This window comes from Nostocoides australiense Ben110, assembly GCF_001050535.1.
Lineage (GTDB): Bacteria > Actinomycetota > Actinomycetes > Actinomycetales > Dermatophilaceae > Nostocoides_A > Nostocoides_A australiense.
On sequence record NZ_HG764815.1, the window covers coordinates 146,870 to 162,575 of the forward strand.

Below are 15,706 nucleotides of genomic sequence, written 5' to 3' on the forward strand. Positions count from 1 at the left end.
CCCCCCCCCCCCCCCCGCCGGACCCACGCTGCTGGCGCTCGCCACTGCCGTGCACGCCGGCGTGGTGGCCGCGACCCTCTGGCCGGCCGTCGGCTGCCGGTTCCTCGGCGGCGCCCTGATCGTGCTGGTGGCGTGGCTGATTCGCCACGACGTCGCGCGCCGCACCATTCGCCGAAACGGTCTGCCGCGGTATGCCGCGGCCGCCATGCTCGCCGGCTACTTCTGGCTCGCGGTGGCCGGCACCATGTGGTTGGCCGGCGGCCAGCCGGCGTCGCCCCAGCGGTATGACGTGCTCGTCCATGCCTGCTTCCTCGGCTTCGCCATGTCGATGGTGATGGCGCACGCGCCGGTCATCCTGCCGGCCGTGCTGCGGGTCAAGCTGCCGTACCGGCCGATCCTCTGGCTGCCCCTCGGGTTGCTGCACCTCGGGCTGGCGCTCCGGGTGGCGGCCGGGCTGGTCCTCGGGCACGGCCTGGCGTGGCAGGCGTCCGGGTTCCTCACTGTTGCAGCGCTATTGGCGTTGGCCGGGGCTGCAGCAACCTGCGTCATCGGTGGACGCGTGCAGAGATTTCAGGAAGTAGCAGCATGACGATGAAGACGGATCAGGACGAGTTCGTCGAAGCGGTCCCCCGCGTCCGCAAGCCGAAATCGGCAGGGCGGCAGGGCTTTTGGCCGTGGCGCGATCTTCCGTCGCTGCTCTGGCTGATCGCCGTCGCGTTGGTGACCTTCGTCCACCCGTTCGTGGAGCGTTCGCGCTGGCTGATGGTGCATCTGGTTCTACTCGGTGCGCTGACCCACACGGCGATGGTGTGGAGCACCCATTTCAGCCAGGCCCTGCTCAAGACCGGTCCCGATGTCGACGGCCGCCGCATCCAGGACCGGCGCGCGATCCTCCTCTTCGCCGGGGTTGGCGTCGTCGTGGCCGGAGTGCTGTTGGACCGCTGGCTGGTTGCCCTGGCCGGGGCTGCCGGGGTGTCGGTCGCCGTCTTCTGGCATGGCCTGCAGTTGTGGCGCCGGCTGCGGGCCTCGGTGGCCGCGCGTTTCCGCGTGACGATTCGCTACTACGTCGCGGCGGCGCTCTGTGTGCCGGTTGGAGCGACCTTCGGAGTGCTGCTGGCGCGCGGCCCGGACGACGCACTCAAGGCCCGGTTGTTGTTGGCGCACACCGGAGTTCTTGCGCTCGGCTGGATCGGGCTGACCGTCACGGGCACCCTCGTCACCCTGTGGCCCACCATGCTGCGCTCGCGGATGGACGACCGGGCGGAGGCCCTCGCCCGCGGCGCGCTGCCCCTCTTCCTCGGCGCCATCGCACTGATTGTGGGCGGCGCACTCATGGGGTGGATGCCCGTCGCCGGGGCCGGAGTCCTCGCCTGGTTCGCCTCCGCGCTCTGGTGGGGTCGCGCCCTGTGGGGGCCGGCGCGCCGCCGGCCGCCTCGGGAGTTCGGTGCGCTGTCGGTCGCAGCCGCGTTGGCGTGGCTCGCGGTCCTGCTCGTATGGACCGGTGTGGTGCTCCTGCGCGGCCACGACTGGGCCGAACTGGCGGAGGGTCACGGCCGTGCCACCGCGGTGCTCGCCGCCGGCTTCGCGCCACAGTTGCTCACCGGCGCACTGTCCTATCTCGTGCCGGTCGTCCTCGGCGGCGGCCCGAACGCGGTGCGGACGGCGACCGACACGCTGGGGCGCTTCGGCACCACTCGACTGGCGCTGATCAACGGCGGCCTGATCCTCAGCCTGCTGCCCATCCCGTCCATCGTCCGGGTGCTCACGACGACACTCGTGCTCGCGGCATACCTCTGCTTCCTGCCCTTGCTCGCCATGGCGATCCGTCGCTCTCGCAACGTTGTCCGAGCGGGGGGCGGGCTACCCACGACCCCCCGGGGGCCGGTGCAGCCGGCAGGCGCGCGGTCGGTCTGGTCCAGCGGGCAACTCGTCGCCGCGTTGGCCGTCCTCGGCATGGCGGTCGCGCTCGGCGTCGCGGCGGATCCCGGGGCCGCCGGCTTCCCCGTCACCAGCGCGGGGAGCGCCGTGCCCGCGACCGGAGAGACGACGAGGGTGCGGGTCGAGGCGAAGGGGATGCGCTTCATACCCGACTCGGTGACCGTGCCCGCGGGCAACCGGCTCGTGATCGACCTGACGAACACCGACCCGACGACGACGCACGACCTGGTGCTCGCCAATGGCACCCGCACCGGGAGGCTGCGGCCGGGCCGCAGCGGCACCCTCGACGCCGGCGTCGTCGGCGAGAGTCTCGAGGGGTGGTGCGCGGTCGTCGGCCACCGGCAGATGGGGATGGTGTTCAGCGTCGTCGTCGAGGGGACGCCCCCGGTCACCGCCGCTGGTCACGGCGCGCATGGATCGCAGCAATCCGCTGGGGCACAGTCAGGTTCGGGAGTGCAGGCAGGTTCGGGCGCACCCGTCGACCTGCACGGCTCCTTCAGCCCCGGATTCGCGGCCGTGTCACCAGTCCTCGCGCCAGCGCCCGATGCCACGGTGCACCGGCTCACCCTGACTGCCCGCGAGGTCGAACTCGAGGTGGCGCCGGGCGTCTGGCAGAAGCGCTGGACGTTCAACGGCGTGACACCCGGCCCAACCCTGCGCGGCAAGGTCGGCGACCGGTTCGTCATCTCGCTGGTCAACGACGGCACGCAGGGACACTCGATCGACTTCCACGCGGGGATGCTCGCGCCGGACCGGCCGATGCGAACCATCCCGCCGGGCGAGTCACTGACCTACACCTTCTCCGCCACCCACTCCGGCATCTGGATGTACCACTGCTCGACGATGCCGATGTCGGTGCACATCGGAGCCGGCATGCACGGCGCGGTCATCATCGACCCGCCGAACCTGCCGCAGGTCGACCGGGAGTATGTGCTGGTCCAGTCGGAGATCTTCCTGGGCGAGTCGCGCGCCAAGGGATCCGCGAGCGAGGTGGCGGCCGAGAAGGTGTTGGCGCAGGCGCCGGATGCCATGGCCTTCAACGGAATCGCCAGTCAGTACGACCACCATCAGCTCGCGGCGACGGCCGGCGAACGAGTGCGGATCTGGGTGCTGGACGCCGGCCCGAACCGGCCGTCCTCCTTCCACATCGTCGGCGGCCAGTTCGACACCGTGTTCGCCGAGGGCGCCTGGCTGCTCGGCGATCCGGAGCGCGGCGGATCGGGGGCCGGTGGATCGCAGGTGCTCGCCCTCGCGCCAGCGCAGGGCGGCTTCGTCGAACTCGAGATGCCCGAGGCCGGGCACTACCCGATCGTCAGCCACCTGATGGTCGACGCCGAACGCGGCGCCCACGGCATTCTCGACGTCGCTCCGTAGCCTGCCGGTCGGCCGGGCTTCGCACAGGGGTGACCTGTGTCGTCGCAGGCTTTGGCGGGGTTATCAGCCTGAGAGCTCACGTATCCTTGAGCCCCATGGATGACCCTCGAAGTCCACGCCGTTCACTCCCGACTCCGGGTTGGGGGTGAACGGGCCGATGGACAGCCAGACCCTGATCAACCTGGGCCTCGTGCTCGTGTTCGTGGTCATCGGCGGCATCTTCGCCGCCACCGAATTGGCCCTCGTCTCGCTCCGGGAGTCGCAGCTTTCGGCATTGGAGCGGCGCGGCGAGCGGGGTGCCCGGGTGGCGGACGTCGCCCGCGATCCCAACCGCTTCCTCGCAGCCGTGCAGATCGGGGTGACGGTCGCCGGGTTCCTCTCCGCGGCATACGGCGGCTCGACGCTGGCGCCCGATCTCGCGCCCTACCTCGAACGGCTCGGGCTCGGACCGGGAGCGGCCGAGACCACCGCCCTCGTCGCGCTGACACTGCTCATCGCCTATCTCTCCCTGGTGTTGGGCGAGTTGGTGCCCAAGCGTCTGGCTTTGCAGAAGCCCGCGGGTATTGCCCTGGCCGTCGCGCCCGTGCTCGACCGGTTCGCAACGCTGATGCGACCGGTGATCTGGCTGCTGTCCCTCTCGACCAATGCCGTCGTCAGGCTCCTGGGCGGTGACCCGCACGCCACCGCAGACAAGGTCACGGAGGAGGAACTGCGCGAGCTCGTCTCCACCCACCACGAACTGGAGGAGCAGGAGCGGCAGATCCTGCGCGATGTCTTCACCGTCACCGAGACAACCCTTGCCGAGGTGATGAAACCGCGAGGAGATGTCACCTTCCTGCGCGGCGACATACCGCTGCCCGAGGCTGCCGAACGCGTGCGGACCCTGCCCTATTCGCGGTATCCCGTGATCGGAGAGAACTTCGACGACGTCCTCGGTTTCCTGCACATTCGCGATCTGCTCGGTCTCCCGGCCGCCGACGACCGCACGGTCTCCGACGTCGCGAGACCGATCCTGATGCTTCCGGGCACCAAGCTGGTCCTGCCGTCGGTTGCGACCATGCGGGAGAGCGAAACGCATCTCGCGATCGTCGTCGACGAGTATGGCGGCACCGACGGCATCGTGACGCTCGAGGATCTCGTCGAGGAGGTCATCGGCGACATTCGTGATGAGTATGACGCGCCGGAGTCGCTACGGACCGCCCGCGATCTGACGAGAGTGGATGCGGGGACGACGATCGCGGACGTCGAGGAGGAGCTGGGCATCTCGTTGCCTGAAGGGGGCTATCAGACCCTGGGTGGCCTGATCTTCGCCGAGCTCGGGCGGATCCCGCAGGCCGGCGAATCTCTCACGGTCGGTGACACCGAGCTGCAGGTGGTGAGCATGGCCGGCAACCGCATCAGCGAAGTCGCCGTGCGCGTGATCGACCCGGCCGAGGACACGGCCGCCGGCTCGTCGCCCGGCTGATTCGTCAGCGGCGTCCGAGCGGGTCGAGGTCCGGGGGCGTCGTGCAGTCCTCACTGCGGGGGGCGCCGCGGTCGGGGAGCCACAACACGAACGTGCTGCCGACGCCGAGGTCGCCGAAGACGCGCAGCGACCGATCCCGACGCGCCCCGGTGACCTCGCTGCCGCCGGGGCCAGCCGGACCGCGTTGGCCAGGTCGGTGCCGATCGCCCGGGCCAAGGCCTGCGGATCGGCGATGACGACTGGGCCGGGCGCAGGCACGTCGATTCCGCGCGCCGGCTGCCCCCGCGACAGCCGTCCCGGCGGTGACGATCACGTGATCGACGTGCTGGGCGGCTGTCGCGGAGCGGAGTGCCACGGACGCTCGTGCCCATGTCGTCGGTTGGGACCCGAGGATCGCGAGCGTCGACTCCTGGCCTCAGTGTGAGGGAGCGAGGATCGCGCCGACGACGCCGTAGATGTGGTTCAGCGCCACGGGCTTGAACGCCGGGTGAGCCGAGGTGAGGTCAGCCACCAGGGCCTGACCGGCATTCCCGCTCGGACAGTAGACGGTCTCGACACTCGACTGCCGAACCGTCACTGCGGGAACACCATTGACGTTGAATCGGACGAGGAAGTCGAAGCCCAGCTTCTGGCTCGGCGGGACCTTCACGAGCGTGCAGGAGAACTGCGGGGAGGCGTCGATCTTGACCCGCGGGATCTTGCGACCGTTCCAGTACTGCAGGACCGGTGTCCCGTTCACGACCTGGGTGAACGGAGCGAAGATCATCGTGTCCCTGCCCGTGAAGCCGGAGAAGGCGTCGCTGCCGTCGCCAGGAGCCCAGATGTTGACGTCGTCGCCCTCTTCGCCGAGGAGCACGTCGCTGTTGGGCGCGAGGAAGTTCTCCGGCCCCCCGACGAGGATGTCGTGACCGGCGTTGCCGACGAGGGTGTCGCCGCCGAGACGGCCGATGAGCAGGTCGTCACCACCGCGGCCGAAGAGCAGGTCGGTGTTGTCCATGTGCTGCTTGGCGGTCACGCCCGGAGGCTGGATGAAGGTGTTGTTGGCGTTGTCGTTGTCGGCACCGACGTGCACATCCTTGCCCGGCGTGCCCGGGATCTGGATGGCCGGCGCGGTTGCCTGGGCCATTCCGGCATGGCCAGCGAGGGCTGATCCGGCGACCGCGACAGCCAGGACGACCTTGCGGGTTGCATTGCTACGCATAATGTTCTTCTTTCGGAGTTGGTTGCTTGCTGACCCGGAGAACGCTAGGGAATGGGTCACGCCGGTCACATGAGGCACCTGCCTCAGATCGGCTCGTTGGTGCCTTATGCGGAGAACTCCCGGCGCCGCAGGAGCGCTCGGGGCCATCATGGAACTCGTGGCAGGCGAAGAAGCACCTGGCCGATCTCTCGTCGGCCGCGACCGAGAGATGGGCGTCCTCCGGGCGGCCGTGGCTCGCGCCGCCGCCGGCGAGCCCGGCATCGTGCTCGTCGCCGGGGAGACCGGAGTCGGCAAGACCGCCCTGGTGCGGGCTCTGATCGCTGACGGCACGACGACCCCGCTGTATGGCGTGTGCCTGCCCGCCGTCGAAGAAGCCCTGCCGTTCGCCCCCCTGATCCAGGCGCTGCGCCGACTCGGCAATACCGGCACGGTTCGCCAACAGGTCGCCCGGTCTCCCGAACTGACACGCCTGGTGCCGAGCTGGGGTGCCGCGAGCGAGGCGAGTGGCTCGGCGGATGTGACGTCATCGACGAAGCTCGTGCTGTTTCAAGCGGTCTTCGACCTGATCGACAAGCTAGGGGCCGCCGCCCCGACCCTCCACGTCGTCGAGGACATTCACTGGTCGGATCGCTCGACCCTCGACCTGGTCCGCTATCTCGCGACGAATCTGCTGCGCGAACGCGTCCTCCTCCTTGTGACCTACCGGGATCACGACATTCCCGCTGGCTCCCCCGTGGCGTCGTGGCTGGCTGAACTCGCGCGGCTGCCCATCGTCGAACGTCTGGCCGTGCACCGGCTCGACGCTCAACATGCGCTCGAGCTGGCGAGCCGGATCGCCGGCACCGACCCGCACCCGATGAGCGCCGATCGCCTGTCGGCAGCCGTGGATCGAGCTGCCGGGAACCCGCTCTTCCTTGAGCATCTCGTCCGTCCCGGGGCACCTACCGACGCGCTGCCCGTTACGTTGCAGGAACTGTTGCTAGCGCGCGTGGGGGTCCTATCCCAGCAGGCAGTCCGTGTCCTGGAGGTCCTGAGCACGCTCGGCCGCGCGGCGCCGGCCGAGCTCGTGGCCCAGATCCTGGAGCGAGCGGTCCCGGACGTCGAGGCCCACGCCCACGCGGCGATCGAGCAGGCCGTTCTCGAAGTGCGCGCTGACGGGACGCTCGGCTTCGCCCACCCGGCCTTCGGCGAAGCCGTGTGGTCTGGAATGCTTCCGAGCGAGCGATCACGGCTGCACCGTGGCTGCGCCGAGATCCTGGCGGCGGCGCCAAATCCGGTGCCGGGAGAACTGGCCCGCCACTGGCTCGGCGCGGGCGACGCGGCGCAGGCGTTGTCCGCGTCCGTGGCCGCGGGAGAGGCGGCCAAGACGATGTATGCCTTCACTGACGCGCAACGTGCCTTCGAGCGGTCGCTGGGGTTGGCGGATGTCCTCGGGCGGACCGAGTTGCGCCGCGACCTGTGTGCCCGGTCCGCGCAGGCTGCCTATCTTGCCGGCTCGACCGACGCTGCCATCGGCCACGCGCTCGCGTCGTTGGAGGCACCCGGAGATGTCCCACCGGACAGCGAACTGGCGGAACGGCTAGGTGCCTACCATTTCGTCGCCGGTCGCGGGCCGGAGGCGGAGGAATGGTATCTCCGTGCGCTCGATGCACTTCCCCCCCAAAAGGATTCGGGGAATGCGGGGAGCGCTGCCGAATCCGTCGCGTCGGTCTTGGCGGCTACCATCTACGCCGAGATGGCGTGCCTGCTGGCCGGCTGGTCTCGCGCGGACGAGGCGGAGAACTGGGCTGGCCGCGGCCTGCAAGCGGCCCAGGCGACGGGAGCGCGACGGGCCGAGGGTCTGGTGCGCAACGCCCTGGGCATGGTCGCCCTGCTGCGGGGCGACGTAGAGGACGCAATCGGGCAGCAACGCCGCGCTCTCGACATCGCGACCGAGCTCGGCGGCGCCGACGATGTCGCCCTCGCCTATGTCAACCTCACCCATTCCCTGGGGCAGGCCGGCCGGCTGGACGAGGTCGCCGCCGTGGCCCGCGAGGGCAGCGACGTGGTCGCCCGGGCAGGACTGGCGACCCAATTCGGTGGCCTGCTGCGCGCCAACGCCGTCGAAGCGCTGATCAACCGCGGCCGGCTCGACGACGCGGCAGCGGTGGTTGCCGAGACGATCGGGCGCGAACCTCGCGGAATTATGGCCGCCCCACCGCTTCTGCAAGCCGGGCGCCTGGCGATGGCCCGGGGTGAATTGGACATCGCCCGTGACCGCTGTGAACAAGCCCGGCTGGTCATGGAGAGCGAAAGCGCCCCCGAGGCCTGGCTCCGGGTGGCCGCCGAGTCCGCCGCCGAGGTGGAGTTGTGGGCGGGCCGCTTCGACGCGGCATACGAGATCGTGGTCGAGGCACTCGATCTGATCACCGGCACCGGTGAAGAACCCTTCCGGGCCATGCTTGTGGCCTTGGGCCTGCGAGCTCTTGCCGATCGCGCTGACGTGCACCGTGATCCGGTGTCGCGAAAGCAGATCAAGGATGCCCTGACCCCCTTGGACGACGCTTTCTCGGGTGGCGTCAATCTGCCGACGGACGCGGCCGTGCAGGCGTGGTGCGATGCGGAGCGGCGGCGGATCGAACTCGACGCCGCCCCCGATGCCTGGCGCGCGTGTGCGACCGCGTGGGCCACGGTCGGTCACACGCTCAACGGTGCGTATGCCGCGTGGCGCGAGGCGGAGGCACGGCTCGACCGCGGGGTGAACAGCGAGGCCATTGACGCCATCCGGCGGGCCTACGACAGCGCGATGGCCATCGGGCTCCCGGTGCTCGCCCGGGAGCTCGAACGCCTAGCGGGGTGGCACCGCATCGACCTGGTCACGCCACCCGGTCCTGCAGTCGCCGCAACCACGCCTGGCGGCGACGCGCTCGCGGCATACCAGCTCACGGAGCGCGAACTCGAGGTGCTCGCGCTGGTCGCCGCCGGGCGAACGAATGGCGAGATCGCCGCCGGCCTCTTCATCAGTGTCAAGACCGCGAGCGTGCATGTCAGCAACATCCTGCGCAAGCTGGAGGTATCCAGTCGTCAGGAGGCGGCCCGGGTCGCGCACCGGCTCGGGATGCGCTGACCGGTGCTGCGCGCCGACGGTTCCTGGAAGCCGCCTTCGAAAGGATCGAATCACGCGACGACCCCGCCGCTTCCGGCACGCGCCCAGTCCTTCTGTGGGGGTTAGGCGTGGGGCCATCGGGACCACTCGAATGCCCCGGCGAGCCCGATGTTCCCCGCGCCGTGGTGCAGCTCGGGCTTGTGCTTCCTGCTGATCCGTGACGCATGTGCAAACCAAGCATCAGCGCCCAGACTGCGACGTTGACGGAATGGAGCAACCAGATCGGTCCCATCGGGAGACTGAGGACATAACAGGTCTGGAGGGCATTGCCGACATTGGACAGCACGAGATTCGCCCGGCTGTAGGACACGAGGTCCCTGGTGCGCAGCGCCCGGAGGACCATCGGCAGATAACCGAGCGCGAACAGTGCGGTGGCCGCCACTCCGGCCGGGGCGGCAATGTCGTCCATGGTGGCGGCCTTTCTCGTGTGCTGGGGTCCGGATGACTGCGGGATGACCAGCACGATGGGCCTCCACCTGGCACGCCTACATCGGCAGGGCGACTCAGATTGCGGCCACGCCTACCTCAGTCGCCCCGCCCTCAGTCAGCGGCCGCATCGTCGGGCATGGAAACGCGGAGTCGTCATTTCAAGCCTCATCGAGGCCGTCCGGTGCCCGGCCCGGGTCATTCACGGCGGCGCGGACGCCGTGCGTCCGCTCAACAACGGCGTGCGGATCGCCAGGGGGACCTGGGCGCGCAGCTGGTCGTGGTGCAGGGCGGCGGACGCGGGCCGATGAGGCGCGACCCCGTGCTCGTCAACCGCGAGACGAACGGTCTGCGTCGTCGCCGTCGGCGGGAGCGGCGTCGGTGTCGATCTGATGCGCCGCGGGATGTGCGTGGTCGGATTCGTGCCCGGTCTGCCCGCGGTCCTCGCCGCCGCGGATCTGGCCGTCGCGCAGGGCGGCCTGTCGACCTGTCTGGAGCTGACCGCCGCCTGCGTGTCGTGCCTGTACGTTCCGCTGCGCTAGACGCGATCACGGATCGAGAAGCTGAGCGATGACGACCTGACCGGGCGGCGCCCGGCTGGGATGTCGTCACCTCGCGCGACGGCACCGACAGGAAGGTCCGGGTCGAGCCCTGACTTACCCGAATCGTTCGACGGGTCGCGCGTCAGAGCTTCATCAGGCGCGCCCCGGATCACCCTGGGCCCACGGACGGCCGGCTGGTAGGTGAGCAGCCGATCGGGCTCTTCTTGCTGCCGCCCAACTGGGACCCGGTCCTGGCCCGGTGCGCGAGTGCTATCGGCGGACTGCTCGACGCGCCCGCCGCACTACTCGGCCGGCCCGAGGTGGCCGCCCGACTCCCCGCCGCTGCGTCCGGCCGGGCATCGTGAGGACGAGGCTCGGGGTCACCACGCAAGGGTCGACCCGGTGGCTCGCGTCCGCGGCAGCGACGGCGGCGTCGACATACGCCCTGGACGCCATTGCCACCGCCTGCGGGATCGCCGCGGTAGCCTCCGGCGCACTGGACGGTCTGGGCACTTCCGTTGTCGTCGGCCTTCTCGGCCTCAGCTACGTCGGCTGGCTCGCCGGCCTCGTTCCCGCCATGCGCGCGAACGTGGCCCTCCTCGACCGGACCGGGCTCAGCACGCATGTCGTGAGCCAGGCGGCATACGAAATGGCCCGGCGTCGGTCCGGGAGCGACCGCAAGACCCGGATCGCGGCCGCGTGCGGCTATGTCGCGACCGAGGCCGCCAAGGAGATGCCCTACCTCGTCGGGGCGTTCGGGGCACGTCTTCGCCGTCGCCGACGTCGCGGACGAGATCGACCTGGCCGAGCACCTGCCGGCAAACCGTGCCCAAGTGCGGGGGTGGCTCGATGCCGCGCCCGGCGCCCACGACTGGCGGCCCTTCGTCCGGCATACCCTCCGGTGCTAAGGGTTGGCCGAGCCCTCCCCGATCGACATCCAGCGTCGCGAGTCCCTTACGAGGGAGCGGGTGCTCGAGGGGGCGTGGGGACCGGGTTCGACATCGGTGGCGGCGTTCGAGCTGAGCGACCAGCCGGCGCACGGGTATGCCGGCATCGTGCTGGCCTCGGCTACCCGGCCGCTGTCCGACCCGTCCGCTGGCCCATCCGGCGCGTCAGCCGGCGGCGGCCGGTCGAGCCCGCGCGCACATCGTGAGGCCGCCCAGTCCTGAGCGCACGGCGGTCCACGCGTTCGGGTGGACCCCGCGAGGGATGGCGTCCACCTGACCGGCAGCTCCGGAACCGAAAAAAGTCACCCGGCCGGGCGTGTCCCGTGGGTAAATGTGAGGGTGACCAGGTTCGGCGGTGCAGCACGGTTCGCGCGGCATGCCTCCTCGCGCGTCCGGGGAGGAACCCCGCCCGCAGGAGTTGCCCACCCTGCGGTGGGGTGCGGATGAACCGGCTGCTCGTCATCGCCGCGGCCGGCTACGGCAAGAGCCGGGCCGTGCCGAGGTGGCTGCCGCCGTCCGGTTCCAGCGTGCCCATCGTGCAGGAAGACGTCCATGACCTGACCGACAACCAGGTGGCCGCTTTCGCCAGCCGGCTCAGGTCGGCCGACAGCGGGATACCGCACGTGCTGACCAGCCGCGTTCCTCTACCGTCGGAGATCCTTGACGCGCTGGGCTCGGACCTGGTCGAGCGCGGCCCGGCGGACCTGGCGTTGTCGCCGCACGACGTGGCCACCGTCCTGCGCGGCGATTACGGCGTCACCGACCCCGCTGCCGCGGTCCGGGTGCACGAGATCACCTGTGGCTGGCCAAGATTGGTGCACTTCGCCGCCGATGTCCTGGCCCGTGATCCGGCTGCCGACGTCCTCGCCGCGATGGTGGCTCCCGATGCCCCGGCGGCGCGCTGGCTGCGCCGGGAGGTGGTGACCAGCCTGCCCCCGCACCTCGCAGACACGCTGGCCCGCATGCAGGTGCTCGGACCGCTGACGGGAGGACTCTGGGACGCGCTTGCCCCGCAGGTCTGTGCCCATCCGCCCCCCGATGGGCTGTCCTGGCTCGTCCGGGTCGGTCTCGTGGTGCCCACCGTCAGGGCACGCCTCGCGACCTCGGCCGACCAGCAGGTCGTCCCCGTCGTCGCGCCTGTCCTCGCCGAGCCCCCACCTGCCGAGCTCGGCCCCGATGTCTGGACCCGCGCGGCCGATTGGTATGCCGCACATGACTATCCGTTTGCGGCCGCGCGTGCCCGGGTGATGGCGCACGACGTCGAGGCGGCGATCACGCTGATGGCGCGCGAAGGCACCCGGATGGTTGCCCACGGTGACGCGGCAGCCATCGTCGCGCTCGCCGACCGGCGCCCGGACCTTTTCGTGAGCACCGGTGCCCGGGGAACCTTAGGGGAGGCGTTGCACGCGACGGGCCAAACCGATCGGGCGCACGCGGCATACCGTCCGGTCGTTGCCGCTGCGGAGGCGACGACGTGGGATGCCCGGACAGCGCGGCGCCTGGCGATCCTGGCCAACAGCGAAGGCGAACTGACCCAGGCGCTGGGCATCCTCGACCGGGTGCCGCGGGACCGGGTCGGCGACGATGTCGAGGCCGCGATCTGGCATACGGTCCGGGCGAATCTCACGTCGCTCATCGGATATCCCGACGACGCCCGCGCCGAGGCCGAACGGGCCCTCGAGATCGCCGCCCACCGCCACGACCCGTTCGGCCTCGCGCACGCGCACCAGGCCATGGCAAAGATCAGCACCGGCGTGCGCAAGGAGACTCATCTGACGAAGGCCGCGGCGGCCGCCCGGGCCAGTGGCGATGTGTTCGACCTCGCCAGGATCCTCGGCAACCAGGGGTTCGCGCTGCTGGCCGGTGCCCGCTACGGCGAGGCGGTGCCGGTATGCCGGGACGCGCTCGCCGCGGCCGACCTCGCCCGCCGGACCGGGGCCCAGTCGGTTGCCGCGCTGCACAACCTTGCCGAGGCGCTCGCCCGAGTGGGGGAGGTAGAGGAGGCGCGGTGGCAGTTGCAGCGCGCCGTCGCGAGGTGTCGGGCCGATATCCCCGGGCAGGTGGGCATCGGCATGCTCGGTCTCGGTGATTTGCATCGTGACCTCGGCCAGCGTGAGCAAGCGCGGGCTGCCTACGAGGCGGCGATCGTCGCGGCCCGCGGGTCACGCGAGCGGCAGGTTCTCGTGCAGGCGCTCGCCGGGCTTGCCCGGGTCCTGCTCGCCGCGGACCTCGAGGCTGCGAGGAGTGCCGTCCGCGAGGCGCTGGCCGCGGGCCAGGGATCCGAACGCGTCCCGGCGCAGATCGCGGACGGGTGGGTGCAGTTGACGGCCGGAGACCCCGACGGGGCCACCGAGGCTGCAGCCCGGGCGATCACCCAGGCACGCGCCGACGCTGCGGTGGACTTGCTCGCCGACGCCCTCGAACTGGCGGGCGCCGCGCACGCGGCGCTCGGGCACATCCCTGAGGCCCACGCCTGCTACGACCAGGCCTGGTCGATCTGGCGCGACGGCGGGGCGGGGCCGAGCGCGGACCGGCTCGACGTCCTGCGGTTCCGGCTGCCCGGGGCTGACGCCACGGCCCGCTCCCTCGCCCGCGAGGCCGCGGCCCGGCTGCGCCACCGGGGGAGATTCATGGCTGGCCGCTCGATGCCGACCAGCACACCCGCCGGGTCGTCGTACGTGTCCTGGGTGGTTTCAGCGTGCGGATCGACGGGTCCGAGGTGCCCCTGTCGGCCTGGCGCTCCCGGCAGGCCCGCACCCTCGTCAAGCTGCTCGCGGCCCGGCGCGGACGGCCGATCGGCCGTGGTGAGCTCTGCGAGGCGCTCTGGCCCGACGACGACCCCGCCCGCACCGGTCACCGGCTCTCGGTGCTGCTCGCGACCGTCCGAAGCGTCTTCGATCCGGGCCGGGCCGCCGCACCGGATCACCTGATCGGGGCCGACGGGAAGGGGCTCTGGCTGGACCTACGCCACGTGGCTGTGGACGCGGACGACCTGCTCGCGGACGCAGATGCGGCATTCCTGCTGCTCGAGACGGGCGAGCAACAACGGGCTGAGGAGATCTTGCGCGATGTCGACCGCTGATACACCGGGGTCGCCTTCGAGGACGAACCCGACGAGCCGTGGGCGGACGGGCTGCGGGAGGAGACGCGCGCTGCCCACACTCGCTGCTTGCGCCACCTCGCGATGTCGTATGCGCGATCCGGCCGGACCGGCGACGCCGAGGCCCTGTTCGTGCGGCTGCTAATGCTCGATCCGTATGACGAGCGGGTGCATCGCTCGCGTGTCCGGACCCTGTTGCGCGCCGGGCGCCACGGGGAGGCTCGGAGGGCGTTCGCGCGGTGGGCACACGCGATGGCGGAGATCGACGCTCCGGTCCCGGATGCCGAGATGCTCCCGGCGCGAGCGCTGCCGCCTCCGTTGTGACGCCATTGTGACGCCTTTCCCACACGCTCGACGCCGGCATCCGAACAAGGAGGAAACCGATGACCAGAACACAGCGACGAATCGCTGTCGCGACTGCGCTATTGATGACCACGGTGGCCGCGCCGGCCGCATACAGCATGGGGCCGGCGCCAGCTCCACCGGGATTCCCCTGCGCCCCAACGGGCGTGACGATCATCGGCGGGCCGGGCGATGATGTCCTGACCGGCTCCCCCGGCAACGACCTCATCCGTGGCCTGGCCGGTGACGACCGCATCGACGGCCGAGGGGGGCACGACACCATCTACGGCGGTCCCGGCCGCGACATCGTCCGCGGCGGGACGGGCAATGACTGCGTCCTCGGCCAGGATCACAACGACCGCGTGGACGGCGGCGCCGGGCGGGACTGGGTCGACTCGGGGACCGGGGATGATCTGCTGACCGGTGGCCTGGGCGACGACTACGTCAACGGCGGCGCCGGCTGGGACATCGTGACGTCTCGCGACGGGACGGACAAGGAGTTCCGGGTCGAGCACTGATCGACCGGTTGCGCGTCGGTGGCGGGTCCGCTCTCTCGAGCGGTCCGCCACCGACGTCCGCCCTGTGGCTTACCGGTGCGGGTGCCGACCGCTAGAGGCTCTGCACGCTCGCGCCGACGGTGGTGAACGTGCCGTCGTTGTTGCGCCGGTCGAGGTTGATGTGCACGTGCCGGGCCAGCGGGTCCGCGAAGTTGTCGATGCGGATGGGAGTGGTGCTCTGGCCGCAGACCACATTCGTCTCGCGGGCGGCGAGGACGGTGTGGTTCGGACGGTAGTACACCATCCTCACCTTCCCGCAGGTGCCTGCCTGGACACGGAAGTTCCCGGTCAGCTTCGGGGTGATGACGCCGCCGGCGACGTCCCATTGCAGCCGGCCGCCGCTCGTGGGCCCTCCGGGCGAGAAGGCCCCACCGAAGTCGAGCCGAGCCGTGTCGATGATCGGCCGGTCGACCGGAACCGCGCTCGCCGGCCCCGCTGCCGCGATACCTCCCGCCACGGCTGCCGCGAGTGCGGCAGCGGTGGCGGCAGAACGCAATGAAATGGACATGATGGACATTGATCGGCTCCTTGCCATGATCTGTTGTGTGCCGCGAATCGGGCACGTCCACGAGAGTGGCGAAGCCCCGTCAGCACCGGATCACAACGCCTAGTCACCCCGCTCGGTCGCATAAGACCCTTTCGGACACCTGACGGTGATGGCTGTCAGTT

Annotated in this window: 9 protein-coding genes and 2 pseudogenes; 9 read left to right on the top strand and 2 right to left on the bottom strand. The window is 70.6% G+C overall.

The window, feature by feature from the left end; all coding sequences use genetic code 11:
- The 3 genes and pseudogenes from BN11_RS00700 to BN11_RS00710 form a co-directional block, all read left to right on the top strand.
- Positions 1–589: pseudogene (locus tag BN11_RS00700) on the top strand (hypothetical protein); the annotation flags it as partial.
- Positions 586–3,312: a multicopper oxidase domain-containing protein gene (locus tag BN11_RS00705; protein ID WP_235435312.1), complete on the top strand. Its 2,727-nt coding sequence runs from the start codon at positions 586–588 to the stop codon at positions 3,310–3,312. The pseudogene BN11_RS00700 and the gene BN11_RS00705, both read left to right, overlap by 4 nt.
- A gap of 157 nt (positions 3,313–3,469) precedes the next feature.
- Complete coding sequence (locus tag BN11_RS00710) at positions 3,470–4,777, top strand: hemolysin family protein (RefSeq protein ID WP_048700529.1); 1,308 nt, start codon at positions 3,470–3,472, stop codon at positions 4,775–4,777.
- 415 nt (positions 4,778–5,192) lie between these two features.
- On the opposite strand, the gene BN11_RS00715 is transcribed toward BN11_RS00710, so the two are convergent.
- Complete coding sequence (locus tag BN11_RS00715; RefSeq protein WP_157043907.1) at positions 5,193–5,978, bottom strand: calcium-binding protein; 786 nt, start codon at positions 5,976–5,978, stop codon at positions 5,193–5,195.
- A gap of 157 nt (positions 5,979–6,135) precedes the next feature.
- Between BN11_RS00715 and BN11_RS25735 the strand changes: the two genes are divergently transcribed.
- The 6 genes and pseudogenes from BN11_RS25735 to BN11_RS00740 all read left to right on the top strand — a co-directional run bounded on the left by BN11_RS25735 (position 6,136) and on the right by BN11_RS00740 (position 14,998).
- Entirely contained in the window at positions 6,136–9,084 is a 2,949-nt protein-coding gene (locus tag BN11_RS25735; protein WP_162213131.1) for a helix-turn-helix transcriptional regulator, read from the top strand.
- 875 nt (positions 9,085–9,959) lie between these two features.
- Positions 9,960–10,091, top strand: a complete 132-nt coding sequence (locus BN11_RS25540; protein ID WP_268807064.1) for a glycosyltransferase — start codon at positions 9,960–9,962, stop codon at positions 10,089–10,091.
- A gap of 707 nt (positions 10,092–10,798) precedes the next feature.
- A complete protein-coding gene (locus BN11_RS25975; protein WP_407667952.1) occupies positions 10,799–10,999 on the top strand; it encodes a hypothetical protein in 201 nt (66 codons plus the stop codon).
- A 476-nt stretch (positions 11,000–11,475) separates the two neighbouring features.
- Complete coding sequence (locus BN11_RS24905; protein ID WP_235435313.1) at positions 11,476–13,968, top strand: hypothetical protein; 2,493 nt, start codon at positions 11,476–11,478, stop codon at positions 13,966–13,968.
- A 164-nt stretch (positions 13,969–14,132) separates the two neighbouring features.
- A pseudogene (locus BN11_RS00735) lies at positions 14,133–14,462 on the top strand (AfsR/SARP family transcriptional regulator); the annotation flags it as partial.
- A 59-nt stretch (positions 14,463–14,521) separates the two neighbouring features.
- Positions 14,522–14,998: a calcium-binding protein gene (locus BN11_RS00740; RefSeq protein WP_083433426.1), complete on the top strand. Its 477-nt coding sequence runs from the start codon at positions 14,522–14,524 to the stop codon at positions 14,996–14,998.
- Between the two features lie 91 nt (positions 14,999–15,089).
- Here the strand turns inward: BN11_RS00740 and BN11_RS00745 are convergent, their stop codons facing one another.
- The gene (locus BN11_RS00745) at positions 15,090–15,554 is read right to left on the bottom strand and encodes a hypothetical protein (RefSeq protein ID WP_048693167.1); all 465 of its coding nucleotides are present in this window, start codon (positions 15,552–15,554) and stop codon (positions 15,090–15,092) included.
- Positions 15,555–15,706: the final 152 nt, after the last annotated feature.